The 14,383-nt window shown below is 31.0% G+C and carries 12 protein-coding genes; 4 read left to right on the forward strand and 8 right to left on the reverse strand.

Annotated features, from left to right (window positions below):
* Window positions 1-11 precede the first annotated feature (11 nt).
* Window positions 12-1,436, reverse strand: coding sequence for an aldehyde dehydrogenase family protein (locus BS101_RS12280; RefSeq protein WP_073539086.1), 1,425 nt, complete (start codon window positions 1,434-1,436; stop codon window positions 12-14).
* Window positions 1,437-1,595: 159 nt separating this feature from the next.
* On the opposite strand from BS101_RS12280, the gene BS101_RS12285 reads away from it, so the two are divergent.
* Window positions 1,596-2,498, forward strand: coding sequence for a DMT family transporter (locus BS101_RS12285; RefSeq protein ID WP_073539087.1), 903 nt, complete (start codon window positions 1,596-1,598; stop codon window positions 2,496-2,498).
* Window positions 2,499-2,506: 8 nt separating this feature from the next.
* On the opposite strand, the gene BS101_RS12290 is transcribed toward BS101_RS12285, so the two are convergent.
* The 6 genes from BS101_RS12290 to BS101_RS12315 form a co-directional block, all read right to left on the reverse strand.
* Window positions 2,507-3,712 carry an MFS transporter gene (locus BS101_RS12290; RefSeq protein WP_073539088.1) on the reverse strand — a complete coding sequence of 402 codons (1,206 nt, stop codon included), beginning with the start codon at window positions 3,710-3,712 and terminating at the stop codon, window positions 2,507-2,509.
* A gap of 284 nt (window positions 3,713-3,996) precedes the next feature.
* Window positions 3,997-5,871, reverse strand: coding sequence for a molecular chaperone HtpG (htpG, locus tag BS101_RS12295; protein ID WP_073539089.1), 1,875 nt, complete (start codon window positions 5,869-5,871; stop codon window positions 3,997-3,999).
* Between the two features lie 240 nt (window positions 5,872-6,111).
* Window positions 6,112-7,422, reverse strand: a complete 1,311-nt coding sequence (locus tag BS101_RS12300; protein ID WP_073539090.1) for a DUF6179 domain-containing protein — start codon at window positions 7,420-7,422, stop codon at window positions 6,112-6,114.
* Window positions 7,419-7,895, reverse strand: a complete 477-nt coding sequence (locus BS101_RS12305; RefSeq protein ID WP_073539091.1) for a DUF6323 family protein — start codon at window positions 7,893-7,895, stop codon at window positions 7,419-7,421. Before BS101_RS12305 ends, BS101_RS12300 begins: the two co-directional genes overlap by 4 nt.
* Before the next feature lie 195 nt (window positions 7,896-8,090).
* Entirely contained in the window at window positions 8,091-9,071 is a 981-nt protein-coding gene (locus tag BS101_RS12310) for a D-isomer specific 2-hydroxyacid dehydrogenase family protein (RefSeq protein ID WP_073539092.1), read from the reverse strand.
* A gap of 81 nt (window positions 9,072-9,152) precedes the next feature.
* Complete coding sequence (locus BS101_RS12315; RefSeq protein WP_242951485.1) at window positions 9,153-9,800, reverse strand: TetR/AcrR family transcriptional regulator; 648 nt, start codon at window positions 9,798-9,800, stop codon at window positions 9,153-9,155.
* Window positions 9,801-9,990: 190 nt separating this feature from the next.
* On the opposite strand from BS101_RS12315, the gene BS101_RS12320 reads away from it, so the two are divergent.
* Genes BS101_RS12320 through BS101_RS12330 form a run of 3 tightly spaced genes read left to right on the forward strand, consistent with a single transcriptional unit; the run spans window position 9,991 to window position 13,415 of the window.
* Window positions 9,991-11,037 (forward strand): HlyD family secretion protein, encoded by a 1,047-nt coding sequence (locus BS101_RS12320; protein ID WP_073539093.1) that lies wholly within the window; start codon window positions 9,991-9,993, stop codon window positions 11,035-11,037.
* A gap of 15 nt (window positions 11,038-11,052) precedes the next feature.
* On the forward strand, window positions 11,053-12,228 hold the full coding sequence (locus BS101_RS12325) for an ABC transporter permease (RefSeq protein WP_073539094.1): 1,176 nt from the start codon (window positions 11,053-11,055) through the stop codon (window positions 12,226-12,228).
* On the forward strand, window positions 12,225-13,415 hold the full coding sequence (locus BS101_RS12330) for an ABC transporter permease (RefSeq protein ID WP_073539095.1): 1,191 nt from the start codon (window positions 12,225-12,227) through the stop codon (window positions 13,413-13,415). The genes BS101_RS12325 and BS101_RS12330 overlap by 4 nt, the downstream gene beginning before the upstream one ends.
* A gap of 99 nt (window positions 13,416-13,514) precedes the next feature.
* On the opposite strand, the gene amrS is transcribed toward BS101_RS12330, so the two are convergent.
* Entirely contained in the window at window positions 13,515-14,372 is an 858-nt protein-coding gene (gene amrS, locus BS101_RS12335) for an AmmeMemoRadiSam system radical SAM enzyme (RefSeq protein WP_073539096.1), read from the reverse strand.
* Between the last annotated feature and the right edge of the window lie 11 nt (window positions 14,373-14,383).

Genomic DNA, 14,383 nt, shown 5'->3' on the forward strand with positions numbered 1-14,383 from the left:
TATATTATTTTTCAAAAATATTTGATAAGCTTTCTAATAATTTTTTTGGTTCTAGTGTCAAAAGGAGGGTATACCATTGATAGCAGAGAAATTTTACCTTGTTTCATATAGGAACGTTCATGGGTAAATGCCATAAAGCCATAATATCCATGGGATTTTCCAATACCACTGTTGTTGAATCCCCCAAAAGGCAGATTGATATTACCAGCATGCACTACTACATCATTTATTACTGCATCTCCAGATTCGGTATTATCCAATAAATAATTCACTGCTTTTTTATCTCTGCTAAATATGTAAATAACTAAGGGTTTAGGTTTAGATTTTATATATTCTAGGGCTTCATCCATAGATTTATAGGATATAACTGGAAGCACTGGGCCAAATATTTCTTCTTCTAATAATTTAGAATTTAAATCTACATCAGTAATTATGGTGGGATATATAAAATTATCATATTCATTAAAATATCCCCCACATCTTACTTTTGCCCCTTTATATACAGCCTCTTCTACAAGCTCTTTTATTCTAAAAAAATGTTCTTTTGTAATTATTCTAGAATATTTTAGATTATCCATATCCTTTTTAAAAGTACCATAATACTGAATAATATATTTAATCATCAGTTCAACAAATACTTCTTCTTTATTTTGCGGAATTAATAAATAATCGGGAGCTACACATATTTGACCTGCATTTAGACATTTGCCCCAGGCTATCCTTCTGGCAGCCTCATCCAAATTTGCAGAGGGATGAATTATTACGGGAGATTTTCCTCCAAGTTCCAAGGTAACAGTGGCAAGATTCTTGGCGGCAGCTTCCATAACCATCTTTCCCACAGTAGGACTTCCCGTAAAAAATATATTTTCAAAAGGCTTTTCCAGAAGCATTTTAGAAATTCTATAATCTCCTTGAAATACAGCCACTTCATCCTCTTGAAATATACAGGAAATCATTTTTTTTATACACTTCCCTGTAAGAGGTGTATACTCTGAAGGTTTTAATATTACACAATTTCCTGCTGCAATGGCAGAGACAAGTGGTGATATTGCCAGCTGAAATGGAAAATTCCAGGGAGAAATTATTAGAGAAACACCCTTCGATTCATATTTTATTTTGCACACAGCTCCAAAATATGTAATAGGAGTTTTTACTTTTTTGTCTTTCATCCATTTATGTAAATTTTTTATGGCATGATTAATCTCCCATATAACAGGATAAACTTCTGTCAAAAGTACTTCTTCTCCTGGCTTTTTAAAATCATCATAGAGAGCCTTTTCAATTTCATCCATACAATTTATTATATAATTCTTCAGCATTTTTAATTTTTTAATTCTATCCCTAGCACTACTTCTTCTTAATTTCCATTTATTATTTATCTGTAAATTAAAAATCCTGTCCATTTCTTTTTTTATTTCAATTAAATTTATATCCATTTTTATACCCTCTTTAAATATTTATCGAATTAATAACAATTTCAATTAAAGATAATATATATTGTACTTAAAGAAATTGTTGTGATATCATTATAATGTTGGTTTAAAAACATAATATTGCTTAATATAGAATACTTTGAATCAGGCGGTGAGTTGTAAATGAAAAAACAGGAATTAAAATCCAATATACTTCTTTTAATAACAGCAGCCATATGGGGACTAGCTTTCGTGGCCCAAAAGGTGGGTGCAGAATATATAGGCCCCTTTGCTTTTAATGGAATTAGATTTGCACTGGGAGGCATTTCTTTAATTCCCCTGTTATTATATTTTAATAAAACTCAAAATCAAACTATAGACAACTGTAACAAAAAATATACATTTATAATTGCTGGAATAATAACTGGATGTGTACTTTTTTTTGGAGCCTCTCTTCAACAAATAGGTCTAAATTACACTTCCGCGGGAAAAGCCGCCTTCATAACAGGATTATACATAGTATTCGTACCTATTATAAGTATTTTTTTCAAAAGAAATATACCTTTAACTATTTGGATCAGTGTAATTATAACTGCATTTGGTCTATACTTTTTAAGTATAAATGAAAATTTTTCCATAGGTCAGGGAGACTTATTAGAAATTATAGGTGCATTTTTTTGGGCAGCACATATATTACTCATTGACTACTTTATCAAAAAAATAGATGCACTAAAATTATCTTTTGTACAAACTCTAACTTGCTCCATACTCAGCATAATAGCATCGCTTATTTTTGAGAAAACAACTATTTCCAGTGTATATAGTGCTCTTATACCTATACTTTACGGTGGAATATTCTCTGTAGGAATAGCCTATACCCTACAAATAGTAGGGCAAAAGCATGCCAAACCTTCCCATGCAGCAATAATACTCAGTATGGAATCAGTTTTTGCAACCCTTGGAGGTATGATGCTTTTAAATGAACATTTACAATTAAGAGAATATATGGGCTGTTTTTTAATGCTGTCAGGAATGCTTTTATCCCAGGTTTCTAATTTTAATAATGCTAAAACAGTCAAGGAATAATTATCTATTTAATTACTTGATCTGGTTACATTAAATTTTGCCTTATTTACACTATCTCTATTTAAATCCACCTTAGGTATGGTAAGTGTAAGGGTTAAGAATACTGCAATAATTGGTAATATAGTTAAACTAGATAGAGCTGTATGAATTCCATAATTATCTGATATCCATCCGAGCACAGGTGAAATTACCCCTCCCATGGTAACTGCCAACCCCAGGGTAACACCTGATGCCAGTCCCATATGGTTTGGCAAATACTTTTGGCCCAATACCACCATAGGACTATAGGGTGCATAGAGAGAAAGACCTATTGGAATTAGCAGTAAAGTCGCTAAAATGACATTTCTTACATTTATAAATATAAAAAGGAGTGGTATAAGTGTAAGAAAACCTGCCATTATTACTCTTCTGTTCCCAAATTTATCTGCCATCCGTCCTGCAATGAGAGTTCCGACCGCACCTACAATTATAAGTGTAGACAGTGCTATACTCCCGCCTCTTTTAGACTGATTCAATACATGTATCCAATAAAGAGGCAAAAATGCATTAAGGCCAAAAAAAATCATGGCTCTACAGGTAAGTGTTGCTGTCAAGCGGCTAAAAGGCTTCCATTCATCTACTGTATTTTTAGCCTGTACCTCTTTTTTAACCGTGGCTTGCCCTTTATTTTTTGTCAATTTGGGTAACTGAATCAAAAAAACTATACACATAACTAGGGCAGGCAAAGCTAAGATAATTGTTCCCTTTAAACCAAATAACAATAAAACTTCTGTAGTTATTATGGGACTTACAGCAAACCCTATATTTCCTCCCGCAGCAAATCTGCTTACACCTGTTGCTTTATTTTCTCCAGCAAAAGTATTTGCAAGCTTAACTCCTTCTGGATGAAAAGAAGCTATTCCAACCCCACTCAATGCTATAAATACAGCCATAACCCAGTAATTGTCCACAGCACCTGACATACCAAAACTAATTCCTGCCAGTAATACTCCGAGAGGTAATGTCCAAGGTACAGAAATTTTATCTGAACATATGCCAAATAGAGGTTGTATTATGGAAGAACTCACATTAGCTGAAAAAATTAAAAAGGCAGCAGCAGCATAACTAAAATGCTTGTCAGAAACCAAAAAAGGAAGCAGTGCAGGTAATGCACCTTGATAAAAATCCGCTACAAAGTGTCCAAAAGTCAAAAGATTACCATAAAATCGATTCATTGTCAGCTCTCTCCTTTACCTACAAGCTACAGAGCTATCTATAATATATCTAAAAATAACTGATGATTTTTTAAAAATATTTCTGATGATATACTGGCTGAGTTTATAGGAATTAAATATATATGTAAATACTTCAAAATTTGTATAAACTTATTTAGCTATTGATTAATAACATTTATAGTAGCATAAAAAATTAAGAAATACAATAATAACTATAAAGCAAATTACAGGCAAAAAGAGAACCTATATTTCAAGATTCTCTCTTTTTTATATTATTTAAATCTTTACTTAATTAAAGAACACACATCATTTGCAAACTGTACAGGATCATCCACAGAAAGCCCCTCAATTAATAATGCCTGGTTATAAAGCACATTGGAAAACATTTTTAATTTGTCTTTATCCTCTGTAAATGCCTGTTTAACAGCATTGAACATTTCATGATTTGTATTTATCTCAAGAATTTTATCCGCTTTAATATTCTGACTTTCTGGCATCATATTAAGTACTTTTTCCATCTCAATAGAAAGTTCTCCACTGCTTGCAAGGCAAACAGGATGGGTTTTCAAACGTTTGGATGCCTTTACTTCCTTCACCTTGTCCTTTAAAGCTTCCTTCATAAAATCAAATAACTCTTTATTATCTTCTGTTTCCTTATCACTTTCTTTATTGTCTGATTCAAATCCCAAATCCTTGCTGGAGACGGATTTAAATTCCTTTTCATTGTACTTTGCAAGCACTTTAATAGCAAATTCATCTACATTATCAGTAAAATATAATATTTCAAAACCCTTATCCTTAACCAGTTCAGTTTGAGGCAGTTTATCAATTTTTTCTATACTTTCTCCTGATGCATAATATATAAATTTCTGCTCATCTTTCATGCGAGATATATATTCATCAAGACTTACAAGCTTTTCCTCTGTAGAAGAGTAGAACATAAGCAGCTCTTTAAGTACATCTTTATTCATTCCAAAATCAGAATACACCCCATATTTAAGCTGCGTTCCAAAATTTTCATAAAACTCATTATACTTTTCCCTATCATTTTTGAGCATAAGTAAAAGTTCACTTTTAATCTTGTCTTTTATTTTTTTAGCAATAAATTTAAGCTGTTTATCATGCTGCAAAAGTTCTCTTGAAATATTAAGAGAAAGGTCCGCAGAATCTACCAGCCCCTGTACAAAGCCAAAATAATCCGGTAATAAATCAGCACACTTTTCCATTATCAGCACACCATTTGAATAAAGTTCTAATCCCTTTTGAAATTCCTTTGTATAGAAATCATAAGGTGTCCTTGCAGGAATAAAAAGCAAAGTATTATAACTTGTTACTCCTTCTACACTGGCATGAATTGTTTTAAGAGGTTTTTCATAGCCAAAATGTTTATCCATATAAAACTGCTCATAATCCTCAGGCTTTAGTTCGTTTTTATTTTTTCTCCAGATAGGCACCATGCTGTTTAAAGTTTCATCTTCAAAATAGTCTTCATAATCCTTGTCACTGCCTTCTTTCAATTTACTCTTTTTCACCATCATTTTAATAGGATATTTTATAAAGTCAGAGTATTTTTTTATTAAGGATTTTATTTTATATTCGTCTAAAAATTCGCCATACTTTTCATCCTCTGTATCCTGTTTAATTTTCAGTATGACTTCAGTTCCCACATCTTCTTTTTCACAGCTTTCAATAATATACCCTTCTACTCCCTTTGATTCCCATTTATATGCCTTATCTGAATTGAGGGCACGACTTTTTACCGTAACTAAATCAGATACCATAAAAGCAGAATAAAAGCCAACTCCAAATTGACCTATAATATCTACTCCTTCTTTCAATTCATTCTCATTTTTAAAGGCAAAAGAGCCACTTTTGGCAATAGTCCCCAGATTATTTTCAAGTTCTTCTTCTGTCATGCCTATTCCTGTATCAAAAATTGTAAGTGTTCTGTTTTCCGCATCTGCAGTAATTCTAATATAAAAATCCTCCTTGTTAAAAGTAACATTTTCATCAACAAGCGAACGATAATAACTTTTATCAATTGCATCACTGGCATTGGATATAAGTTCTCTTAAAAATATCTCTTTATTGGTATAGATAGAGTTAATAACTAAGTCAAGCAGCCTCTTTGATTCTGCTTTAAACTGTTTTGTAGTCATTTTATCATTTCCTTTCTTTAATATGTAAAATGTATGGCTTAAAATTTTAATAACACATGGATCACATAAAATCTATGTAAATATATGTACTTTTCATCCATACTATATTATTACATAGATACTATTTATGGTTTTCATATGACCTTACCTGAAAGGTGTTTAAATTTACTTTTGTTAGCACTTATAATACTTGAGTGCTAATTTTATTTTAGCAATTATTTTTTCTTTGTCAATACATTTTTAAATTAAATTTTCCTCTAAATCCATTTTAACTATTATATTTTCCACATTTTTTATCTCTTTCTCTGGTAAACTCAATAAGAATTCAATGAAATAATTTTGCCATTCCGATTCCATATCATCCCTATATTTAATTAATTCTTCATAGGATAAATTCAGAGAATTACAGTTTAAATCATCATAAAATACTGTTTTGCCAAGTACAGCCAGAGACATATCATTAAGCGTGCTAAATACTTCTATATATTCACTGCCAAACAGACACTCAGAATCCAAGAGATCCATGTAGTCTTCAAGGGACCTTAAATTTGAAGCTATAATATTAATTTTATCCTTAACATACCTGCATTCCATTACCTCCTCTACAATAGAGGTGAACTCATAATCATTCATTTTGCTGCCTTTTGTAAATGCAATTTTATCTTCTCTGGATTTTTCCTTTTCTATAATGATCATATTTGACAGATTTCCATTATCATGAGCATTTAAAAATCGTATTATAAATGAATTTTCATACCTTTTTATATAATCTATAAGCTTTTTATCTCTAATATTAAATTTAACGATTACCCCTTTAAAGATTTCCTTTAAGATACTTTTTAGTTCCTCTCCATTTTTTTCAAGTAAACTTCTTTTTATTATTTCCCTGTCATGTGGTGAGATTTCAAGAGTAATTTCATTGTTTCCACACAAAAGCACAAAAATAGATTGCTCCAAAAGCACTTGAAATACATTGATTGGAGACTTTATAATATTGATTTTATATTTTCTACCATAATCCCTGAGTATTTTTCTAATGGAAGATTGTTTAAAAAAATTACAAAAATCAGTTTCCATTTTTAATTTTTCAATATACTGTTTTATATAAAAAATCCCTGTTAAATTCATATTGTCAAATGTAAGTGGGTAATCAATGCTGCAGGGTATGTCATAAGCCCCAAAGACCTCGTCATAATTATCAAAAAAGTCTTTTAGATTATCTATTGTATCATTATAAACCTCCAGAGGAATATTGAGTTTATTTTGTTTTATATTTTTATAAAGCTTTCGGCACTCTTCAGTATATTTTTTAACAATTTCAACACCTTTTTTGTATATGAAATTAACATCTCCTGTATAAATTGAATTAGAACATATCTCTTTTTTTCCATAACACTGCATATAGGCATTTATAGAATAGTATATAGAACTTAAAATATTAAGGGCATTGTCCTCTTTTATAGAACTACTTTTTCCTTTTGTATACCTTATAATTAATTCTTTGAAAATTAAAAGAACACCTGCTTCCATACTCTTGGGCAAAGTCTTCAATACTCATCTCCCTCCTCATCTTCCATACTGATAAGTTCCCTGCCATTTCTAAAATTATTTACAATTCTTTCAATACCCTTTCCTTTCATAAGTTCTGTGGAACCATTATAAACCTTGTTAAAAAGAAATATTACAGCTTTAAATATTTTTTCATCTCCTAAAAAATCTGATGTGTGATTTTTTATATAATGGAATATTTCATAGATATCATTAATACTTTCAACCAGATTATGTTGATTTATATAAGGAGAATATGCAAGCTCTCTTACAATATCTTTTAAAATATCCATATCAAGTTCCAATCTTCCCTGGGCTTTTAAAGTAATATTTCTCGTTTCCATAATATCTCTTATATCCTTCTCTTTAAGAAAAAGATCTCGCTTTTTAAGACGTTCATTTAACTTTAAAATTTCAGTGATGCCCTTTGATTTTTCAACATCATTAATAGAACTAAACATTTCGGGTAGGTTCATAATTATCACTCCTTAAAAAATAAAACAAAATACTTGACATATGATTCATAATATGATAAGATAAGATTATAGTATAATTGTGTGTTTTGTATATATTTTATTATAACACACTTAAATAGAAATTCAACATAGCAGCAGTTAATTTTGCTGTTTTTTATTTTCTAAGTATTAAAATTAAAGGAGGTTGTATCCTCCTTATATAACTTGCCAGGGATTTTGTTTTCCTTCCATAAATAAGGTACAACTTAAAATAGAGTTTTCTACCATATCACTTACGGATTGATCCGTATAAAAGGCCGTATGAGGTGTAATAATTACATTAGGATAGGATTTTAAAATTGCCAACTGCCTATTATTTAATATTTCACACTTTAGATCATTGTAATATAAATCTGATTCGTGTTCGATAACATCTAAAGCCGCCCCTGCAATTTTTTTCTTTTCAATGCCTTCTATTAAGTCCTCTGTATTAATAAGGGAGCCTCTGGCTGTATTAATAATAAATACCCCCTCTTTCATCATATCTATAGAATTTTTATCAATGATGTGATAATTATTTTTTCTGGCAGGAATATGTAATGTAATGATATTGCTGCTTTTTAAAAGTTCTTCCAGAGATACATAGTCAGCATATTTTTTCACATCTTTATCCTCATGGGAACTATGGGCTATTATTTTACAGTCAAATCCACTTAAATTTTTAATTACCCTTTGTCCAATTTTCCCCGTACCAATAACACCCACAGTTAAATTATGAAGTTCTCTCCCCTGTACACCTTTTAAGGAATAATCCTGCACACTTGTACATTGCATAATAACTTTCATCTTCCGTATTGTCATTAAAATTACCATGACTGTGTGATCTGCTACACTGCTTGGAGAATAGGTTACATTTCCTACATGCATATCCAATTGTCTGGCCTTTTCAATATCTATATGATCATATCCAATAGTTCTTGTAGATATAAACTTTACCCCCATTTCATGAAATTTTTCTACAAGTTCTCCTGAAACAGGGGTAGTAACTATGCTTACACATTGAAACCCTCTGGCCAGTTCTGCATTCTCCATATTGGGAGCATCATCACATAACACCACTTCAACTTTATACTTTTTACTGAATTCTTGAAAATACACGGTTTCATCAGCCCTATAACTATAAGCTAGTATCTTCATCCTCTTTCACCTTCCTTTGCTAGAGAATATTATACCATATTAATAATTCACGATGCACAATTATCTCATATTGTATATAATTCACCTTTGTTTTATACCGTTTATCAACAAATCACAGTATTCTTCTGTAATTTCATCTATAGACTTTTCATACTTTTTATATGCAGCATATCCTTTAGAAAATTCTGTTTCCGGTATATTAAGTTTTTCTATAATAAAATCCCTAAGCAGTACCATATTTCTAAATATATAAAATATCATAATGTTTTTATCCAAATCCATACGTATTAGCTTTTTGTCCTGCAGTATATCCAACATATCTATAAATTCTTTTCGATTCATGGTTAAATATGACTTAAATTGACTGCTTTTACGGGCATAGAAAAGAAAGCTGGCATAATTGTAATACATAAAATCAAATTGTAGTACATGAAGTACAATTTTCTTTGAAAGAGTTATTGCATCCAATTGCTCTTCTTCCGGGTTAAAATCAGTTACATAAGTCAGCTGCTTGTTTAAGGTATAATCAATAAGAAATATATACAAATCCGTTTTATTATTAAAATACCTGTAGAAACTTCCTTTAGCAATTTTTAATTCATTTATAATTCTATTTAAGGAAGATGACTCAAAATCCTGATTTGCAAATTCTTTAATAGCTACCTGTATAATTTCTTCCTGCCTTTCTTCTGGCAAATTAAAAAAGGTTTTACTAGGCAAGTTTACCACTCCTAATTTTATAATTTTATAATTGATAAAACTTAAGTAAAATATATCCAATTATGTAATCTCTTCAATATCAATTATAACATTTATGAAAAAGTTTTCTAGTATTGACAATGTAAAGGGTGTAATGGTATAATCTACTATGCTGACCGAATGGTCGCGACTTATAATTCTCATTTAGGAGGTTTTTTCTATGAAAAAAGGAGGCTTAGTTTTCACATTCCTAGTTATAATAATAAGTTTTTTTACAGGATGCGGTAATATAGCTGCATTAACTGGAGATGATTTAACACAAAAAAGCAATTCTAATTTAATCGTTCAGGGAAATATAGAAACCAAGGAAGTAAATATAAACTCTAAAGTTGCAGGAAAAATAACAGCTATAAAGGCAGATGAAGGAGACAGTGTAAAAAGTGGACAAGTTTTAATAACTATAGACAATAGTTCATTGGTTGCAAAGGAAGCCCAATCCCAAGCTGAAATTGAAGCGGCCACCGGACAAATGAAAGCAGCCCAGGCAGCCAAGGAGGCAGCTCAGGCCAAACTTTCAGAAGCTCAAAATGGGGCAAGAGCAGATGAAATTGCTTCGGCTAAGTCTCAATACGATTTAGCTAAGGCTACATATGACAGAACAAATACATTATTTCAACAGGGGTATACAACTAAAGAAAATTTAGATAAAGCAGAGACATCTATGAATGTGGCAGAAAATCAATATAATATTGTTAAAGATGGAGCAAGAACTGAAGATATAGCAGCATTACAAGCACAGGTAAGCCAGGCAGATGCAACAATACAAGCATATCAGGCTCAAATTAAACAAGCCCAGGGTGGAAAAAGCGAAGTACAGAGTTATATATCAGATACTACAATTACAGCACCGGTAGATGGAATTATAAATCAGCAAAATGTAGAAGTTGGTGAACTGGTGTCCACAGGTATGCCCCTCCTTGTAATAACAAATACAACTACTCCATGGATTGAATGCAATGTAAAGGAAACAGACCTTTCAAAGGTAAAATTAAATCAAACCGTTTCAGTAAAACTTTCAAGTTATCCTAAACAAAAATTTAAAGGTAAGGTAGTAAGAATAAATGAAAAACCGGATTTTGCAGTTAAAAGAGCTACAAATGACAACGGAGATTTTGATGTATTATCTTATGGGGTTAAGGTTGAATTGACATCTGTAAACAAAACCCTTTATCAAGGTATGACAGCCTTTGTTGATTTTGGAAAGTGAAGTGATTGACTCATTATGAAGGGTAAAATATTGAATTTTATAAAAACAAGTTTAAAATTAAAACAAGTTTTCATCTTTATTTTCTTTATATTTGTAATTCCTATTGCCAGTAGTTTCATTCTAGGAAATGAAATGCATGAAGGTGAAATCAAAAATATTCCAACCATAATTGTCGATCATGATAATTCTTCCTACAGCCAGATGCTTGTTAAAGAAATAAAATATAATGAAATATTTAATGTAAATAATTATGGTGAAAATGATTATGATGTTAAGACTTCAATAGAAAATGGTAAAGCCTCAGTGGGTGTTATTATTCCTCAATCTTTTTCAAAAGATTTAACAGAAGGAAATGCCCCTAAAGTTCTTGTGCTTTATGACGGTTCACAAATGTCAATTACCAGTGCTGCTAAATCTAGAATGGATGAAATACTTTTATCCATAAAAACAGCGTACATACAGGAAACTATGCAGGGAAAGCTTGGAATAATGCCAGAAATATCCAGAAATTATATAATGCCCATGTATTTTAACTATAGAATTTTAAATAACCCCGCTAGAAATTACAGTAACTTTTTAAATATAGGAATGCTGATTTCTATTGCTCAAGTGTGTATTGTAATGCTTGGAGCAGTTATTCCAAAAAAAGAAAAATACTATTTACCTATATGGATCAAATCTATTTTAGCAGGCTTGGCAGGTTCGGCTTCCATTCTACTGACCTTATGGATACAAGTGAAATATTTTGGAGTGCCCTTTAGAGGGATGCCTAAAGAAGTTATTATGCTAACAACATTATTCTCTATTGCAATAGCAAGTTATGGCGTTTTGGTAAGACTTATCATAACACAAGAGTTGTTTTCAATACAAATTAGTGCAGTAACGGTGCTGCCTACAAGTGTACTTGGAGGATATACTTTCCCACTACTTGCAATGCCCAAATTTTTTCAGGATTTATCAAATATCCTTCCCTTCGTGCATTATGCAGACCCTATGAGAAGACTATTCCTTGTGGGCATAGAAATGACGTATATCACTCCCGAAATAATTTGGTTTATGAAGTTTACACTTTATATGTGGCTATTTTCTTTGGCAGCATTCTACATAAAGAAAACAATCAGAAAAGTAATTGCCAATACTAAAGATAATGAAAATAACACCCAAAATACTGGAGAGGTGATAAAGGTATGATTAAAGGAGAATCTATTAAAGTTGCAACAGAAAGAATAAAGAATATTGTAATTATTATAATAACACCTATTTTTTTCACCTGTCTTTTCTGTTCAGTATTTAGCAAAGTGTTTGTTGAACAAATACCTTTCGGTGTTTTAGATTTAGATAATTCCTCCACTTCCCGAACTATTATAACACAATTTAAAGATCATCCGGGATTTAAAGTAGATTACTACGCCCAATCCTATGATGATATTAATGAAAAATTAAAATCCGGAAAAATTCAAGCAGCTATTATAATACCAAAAAATTTTGGCAGGGATGTATCGGAAATGAAGGCTCCAAAAACTATACTGCTAGTGGATGAGACCAATATAGTTATAGGAAATAATGCATTATCCTATGGCAGTGCCATATTAAATACTTTAAATGCAAAAATTCAACTCAATGTTCTTCAAGGTAACAACATGATGCCTTATGTAGCCCAGCAATCAATTAGTTCTTTATCTTTTGTTGAGCGTATATTATATGATCCACAGATGTGTTATGGTAAGTATTTAATTTATGGTCTTATAGCAGTGGTAGCTCAACAATGTTATTTAGCTGTAATAACACCTATTTTAATTGTGGAGAAATCCAATATAATAAAAGTTAAACTTCGTTCAAAAAAAGGATTAAAAAAGGTGGCAGTTCTCTGCTTGAGAATTTTTTTATGTATATTATGTTCTTACATAGGATTTGCCATCAGTTTATATTGTGCTGGAAAATATTTTAATATGCCTCTTAGAGGAACTATAGTAAATTATTTTAAATTGATAACCATATTTATTATAAACCTTACTGCAGTATCCTTCATATTGTCTATCATTTTCAATAAGGTTTCATACTTCACCAGATTCTCCATGTGTTTGTCTGTTCCAACATTTCTTACTGCAGGTTATACCTGGCCCGGATATATGATGCCTGGCAAATTTAGTCATATTGTTAAAGTCCTATGGCCTATTATATATACAGCAGATCCTTTAAGGGCCATAAGTTTAAGAGGAACAAACAATATGGAATTTTTACTCCCATATATACAACAAGGAATTCACTATGGGTTAATATGGCTCCCCATAGGAATATTACTTTATATTGTTAAAGTTATAGTACTTAAATATATGTATAAGAGGTTTCCTATTTCCATAAAATTATTAGAACATTAATAAATATCAAGAACAATCTTGCCTTAATATGATCCTTTACTATGAAATGAAAAGAAGCAGGTGGTTACAATAGATAGAAGTATTTCAAATTGGAATATCTTAATATATGTTTCCTAAAACTACTCTATTTAAATATTTTCTTCCCACTGCTTCTGCTTTTTTCATGAAGTTTATATCCGTAGGAGGATTTTTAAATTTATACCTTGGAAAATATCTTGAAAGATGCAGAGGAATATTATTATCTATAGAGCTTAAGAACTTTGAGATACTTTCCACTTCCTTTAAATTATCATTTTTTTCACTTACCAAAAGTGTGGTAATTTCAACATGGCAAACTGCTGTAGCTTTTTCAATAGTTTTTAGTACCGGCTTTAGACTTCCCCCACATAGATTTTTATAATACCCTTCATTAAAGCTTTTTAAATCAATATTCATGGCATCTACATAAGGAAGAAGTTTATCTAAGGGTTCTTCATTTATATAACCATTGGTAACAAGTACTACTTTCAAATGGGGCTTTTTTTCTTTTAATAGTCTGGCACAATCATATACATATTCATACCATATTGTAGGTTCATTATAAGTAAAGGCTATGCCTATATTATTCTTTAATTTTACTGCAGTTTCCATTAAATCTTTTTTAGATATAAACTCACTCTTAGCTCTGAACTGGGATATAGTATAATTTTGACAAAAATCACAGGTGAAATTACATCCAAAGCTCCCTACTGAAAAAATATAGCTGTGCGGTTCAAAGTAATGAAGAGGTTTTTTCTCTATAGGATCCAGTGCCCCAGAGGTAATTTCCCCATAATTTATAGTAAAAAGTTTTCCTCTTTCATATATTCTCACATTACACTTTCCAAAACCCCCCTCTTCAATTACACAATTGTGGGGACATAAAAAACAGTGCACCTTATCTTTAAATTTTTCATAAAATAAAGCTTCCTCCTTCATAGCATCACCCT

Origin of the sequence: Clostridium kluyveri (genome assembly GCF_001902295.1) — a bacterium.
Taxonomy (GTDB): domain Bacteria; phylum Bacillota; class Clostridia; order Clostridiales; family Clostridiaceae; genus Clostridium_B; species Clostridium_B kluyveri_B.

Excerpts from the sequence above, each read along its gene's own strand:
- BS101_RS12310 (WP_073539092.1), bottom strand. The coding sequence starts at position 9,071 with ATGAAGATACTAGCTTATAGTTATAGGGCTGATGAAACCGTGTATTTT.
- amrS (WP_073539096.1), bottom strand. The coding sequence starts at position 14,372 with ATGAAGGAGGAAGCTTTATTTTATGAAAAATTTAAAGATAAGGTGCAC.
- BS101_RS12290 (WP_073539088.1), bottom strand. The coding sequence starts at position 3,712 with ATGAATCGATTTTATGGTAATCTTTTGACTTTTGGACACTTTGTAGCG.
- BS101_RS12305 (WP_073539091.1), bottom strand. The coding sequence starts at position 7,895 with ATGAACCTACCCGAAATGTTTAGTTCTATTAATGATGTTGAAAAATCA.
- BS101_RS12325 (WP_073539094.1), top strand. The coding sequence starts at position 11,053 with ATGAAGGGTAAAATATTGAATTTTATAAAAACAAGTTTAAAATTAAAA.
- htpG (WP_073539089.1), bottom strand. The coding sequence starts at position 5,871 with ATGACTACAAAACAGTTTAAAGCAGAATCAAAGAGGCTGCTTGACTTA.
- BS101_RS12285 (WP_073539087.1), top strand. The coding sequence starts at position 1,596 with ATGAAAAAACAGGAATTAAAATCCAATATACTTCTTTTAATAACAGCA.
- BS101_RS12280 (WP_073539086.1), bottom strand. The coding sequence starts at position 1,436 with ATGGATATAAATTTAATTGAAATAAAAAAAGAAATGGACAGGATTTTT.
- BS101_RS12320 (WP_073539093.1), top strand. The coding sequence starts at position 9,991 with ATGAAAAAAGGAGGCTTAGTTTTCACATTCCTAGTTATAATAATAAGT.
- BS101_RS12330 (WP_073539095.1), top strand. The coding sequence starts at position 12,225 with ATGATTAAAGGAGAATCTATTAAAGTTGCAACAGAAAGAATAAAGAAT.